Here is a 3,637-nt window from a genome sequence, read left to right as displayed (position 1 = left end):
CTGATTGCGGCGGGGGCGGGGTTTGCCCCGATGCTCTCGGGGCGTGAAAATGTCTATGTCAACGGGGCCCTGCTGGGGTTGGCGACCGAAGAGATCGACAGCCTGATCGATGAGATTGTGGCGTTTTCGGAGCTGGGCGAGTTTATTGATCTGCCGGTTAAGAACTATTCGTCGGGCATGTACGTGCGGCTGGGGTTTGCGATCGCCGCCCTCAGCCGCCCGGACATTTTGCTGATGGACGAGGTGCTGGCGGTGGGCGACCTCAACTTTCAAAAGAAGTGCTTTGACTACATCCTCAAGCTCAAGCAGGAGGGCACGGCGATTATTTTGGTGTCGCATTCGCCGGGGGCGATTTGGTCAGTGTGCGATCGCGGCCTATTTATGGATCATGGGTTAGTGGTTGTCAACGGTACTGCCGAAGATGTCGTGCGGGCCTACGACGATCAAAACTCGCGCAATGCCGTTGCCTCAAATATTCAATTTAATCAGGCCGTTGCTGCTAACCTCAAAAAAGGCGGTGGTCTAGAAGCCCTAGCTAACGAGTACGGTGCCAATCTCTGTGGAACAAACGACGTTATTTGTCATTCCCTGAGAGTTGTTTCCGCAGAGACTGGCTTGGTCGTCAACGAAGTTGAGTTTCAGGAGCCGATAATTCTAGAAATTGACATGGAGGTCTACCAAGAAATCAGAGACTTTGTTTTAAGAATCGTGATCGATGCCGTTCACTACAAAAACATTCTCACTCTAGATAGCTATGAGCAGGGTTACCCCATGGGTACCGTCTCCCCAGGGAGGTATCGATTCACCGTTAACGTGAGCAATCAAAATCTACGACCCGGGGCCTATAACTTCAATATTGCCGTGATTAGCAAGCATGTAGCAGCCCACCTATTTTTATGGCTAAAGTGCGGAGACATTATTGTATTGACGCCAAAAAACCTATTTTTCTATTCTGAGCCGCTAGCCGTAATGCATGTGCCTGCGGACTTTTCCTATCAAAAGCTATCGTGAGACTCTGAATATGGTTAGCACCTCGTTTTTAAAGCATCACTTTATCGCCCCTGACACCCTGGAGGAACGGGCGGCGCTGTTTGCCCAGTCAGTGTCAAACGTAGTGGTTGAGATCACTCAGCACTGCAACCGACAGTGCTCCTACTGCCCGGTGTCGGGTGTAGATCGCTTAACAAATCGGGCGATTTTGCCCCACGAGATTTTTGATCAAATCATTCACGATCTGGAGTCTATTGAATACGACAAGAGCATTTGTCTGAACCTCTACAATGAGCCCACTGCCGATCGCCCTCTACTGCTACAGCGCATTGCCTATATTCGGCAGCACTTGCCCAAGAGTCGGATCTACTTCAGCACCAACGGGGACTTTTTGACCCGCGATTATCTCCAAGCCATGGTTGAGGCCGGCCTGTCTGAGCTGTATGTCACGCTGCACCCACCCAAAAATCACGCCTATGACGATGCCTCTGCCATGACTCGCTTTACTGAGTTCTCTAGCCGCCTGGGCAAAGGGGTCAAGGTGCATGTACTATCCCCAGGGCACACCATTCAGGGAACGTTAACGCTATTCAACCTGAAAATAAACGTGTTTACAACCAACTACACCATATATGGATCCGATCGGGGTGGTTCCGTTGCTAGTCTGACCAATGCGTCCCTTGGACGTACCTCACCCTGTAGCCGCCCCTTCAACGACTTCACTGTGTCCTACGACGGCACCATTTTTCCCTGCTGCCAAATGTTTGCCGACAATGACGTCCACCAAACCTACTACTCTATCGGCAATATTGCCGATTTTCCCGATATTTTTGCCGCCTATGCTTCTATAACCCTGGCAAAGTGGCGTCAAGACCTGCTGAGATTTAGTCCTAAGGCATCCCCCTGCGATACCTGCTCAGAGGACTGTCGGGTGGGTAGCGAAGCAGAGATTGCTGAAAGAGACGCGGTCTATAGACAGTTTGTCGGCGAGATAGAGACACCAGAGCCAGCCCAACAGCCGTCACCTCGACGGCTATTGAGCTGGCTCAAACCCCAGCGACATCTGACCAAGACAGGACAGCGGTAACATGCTCAAAAAGCTATCTCTTGCCTTGAAGTACAGGCTACTGCCTTTGGTAAAAGGGTTGATTCCTAAGGGCTGGCGGCTTGTCCCTGAGGACGGCTTTGACCTGGTGCCCAAGGGCGAGTACGACTACGTACCCAAGGGAACCTACGTCTTTGGCCCGATGGATCGGTTTGTGCTGATGCCCAAAAACCGGTATCGGGCCGTGCTGCTGCCGGGGCAGACCGTTAGTAGCGATTTGGGGGTGGGGTGGGTCACCGAAGAAAACACCCCGGCAGGCTACGACCGGCTGTGGGGCGACGGCGATAATCTGGCCGCCTTTCGGGCCGAGGCTGGCCATGTGCGCGACAAGCTGACGGTAGAAATTGCCGATGTGGTTGAAAAAACGCTCTATGCCCAGGCAGCCGTTGTCGATATTGGCTGCGGTGTGGGCGATCTGCTGTTGGAGATGCGGCGGCGGCAGGCCGATATCCGCGTAGCGGGGCTCGATTTTTCGCCCAAGGCGGTAGAGGGGGCGCAGCAGGCGTTGCCCGATGGCCGCTTTACTCAATTTGTGATCGCCAAGACGCTGCCCTACGAAACCGATGCCTTTGATGTGGTGCTCTGTACCGACGTGCTAGAGCATCTGGAGTATCCCAGGGCGGTGGTGGCCGAACTGGTGCGCATCTGCCGGCCCGGTGGATCTGTGTTTGTGGTGGTGCCCGATGGCGACGTGGATCTTTTTCTGGGCCACTACTGGTTTTGGAACCAGTCCACGTTAAAGTCGTTTTTAGCTGAGTGGCAGGCCGAGGTTGCGCGACTGCCGCTCACTCGCGAATTTATCGCTCATATTTCTGTCTAGAACAACGTCTTTTCTAGGACGACCCTGCCGCTGCTTGAGTTACCCCTGTACTGAATGGCCACCCTAAGCGATCTGTTGACCAAAGCCATCCAACGGCTGAAACTAGAGGCCTTGGCCAAGCGGGTGCTGGCCAAGGGCATTGGCGAACTGATGACAACCTTGGCCAATCTGGAGCCTGAGGCCCCGGCGGCCAGCCCTGGGGCAGTGGGCAATCCCCTCAGCGGTCTGTTACCGCCCTGGAACCGCCTGGTTGAGCTCTACGACGGGGCCAACGACGTAGACCTGTGCCGCCGGGCGTTTAACCTATTGCTGGAGTCCCAAGACCCTGGGCTGAGCCCCCAAGAGCTGCGATCGCTGCTGCTGAACCGCCTGCCGGTCGAAGCCTGGCACCTGATTCCCCCGCTCGAAAAGCGCGTCACCCCGGTGATGAACACCTGGACCTACCAGAACGAGGTGATGACCTGGGATATTGCCCCCGACGCCCTAGTTTTAGATGTGGGGTCGGGCGGCTGGCCCTTTAAGCGGGCCAATCATTTGGCCGATCGCTACCCTGAGGAAACCACCCACCGGGTCGAAGATATCGTGCGTGACCAGCGGCCCTTCTTTGAGGCCGATCTGGAGCGCCTGCCCTTTGAGGACAACCGCTACGACTTTGTGTTTTGCTCCCACGTGCTAGAGCACCTCGACCACCCCGGCCAGGCCATGCGCTGTCTCTTATACAC

At 55.0% G+C, this 3,637-nt stretch carries 4 protein-coding genes; all 4 read left to right on the top strand.

Going from position 1 to position 3,637, the window contains the following annotated elements:
- Positions 1-1,011: ABC transporter ATP-binding protein (locus tag IQ254_RS30210; RefSeq protein ID WP_193969840.1), on the top strand; the 1,011-nt coding region annotated here is incomplete at its 5' end.
- Between the two features lie 10 nt (positions 1,012-1,021).
- On the top strand, positions 1,022-2,077 hold the full coding sequence (locus IQ254_RS30205; protein ID WP_193969839.1) for a radical SAM/SPASM domain-containing protein: 1,056 nt from the start codon (positions 1,022-1,024) through the stop codon (positions 2,075-2,077).
- A gap of 1 nt (position 2,078) precedes the next feature.
- Positions 2,079-2,915, top strand: a complete 837-nt coding sequence (locus tag IQ254_RS30200; RefSeq protein ID WP_193969838.1) for a bifunctional 2-polyprenyl-6-hydroxyphenol methylase/3-demethylubiquinol 3-O-methyltransferase UbiG — start codon at positions 2,079-2,081, stop codon at positions 2,913-2,915.
- Between the two features lie 54 nt (positions 2,916-2,969).
- The coding region (locus tag IQ254_RS30195; RefSeq protein WP_193969837.1) for a bifunctional 2-polyprenyl-6-hydroxyphenol methylase/3-demethylubiquinol 3-O-methyltransferase UbiG at positions 2,970-3,637 on the top strand (668 nt) is incomplete at its 3' end.

This window comes from Nodosilinea sp. LEGE 07088, assembly GCF_015207395.1.
GTDB lineage: Bacteria > Cyanobacteriota > Cyanobacteriia > Phormidesmidales > Phormidesmidaceae > Nodosilinea.
This window is presented reverse-complemented; position numbering and strand designations above follow the sequence as displayed.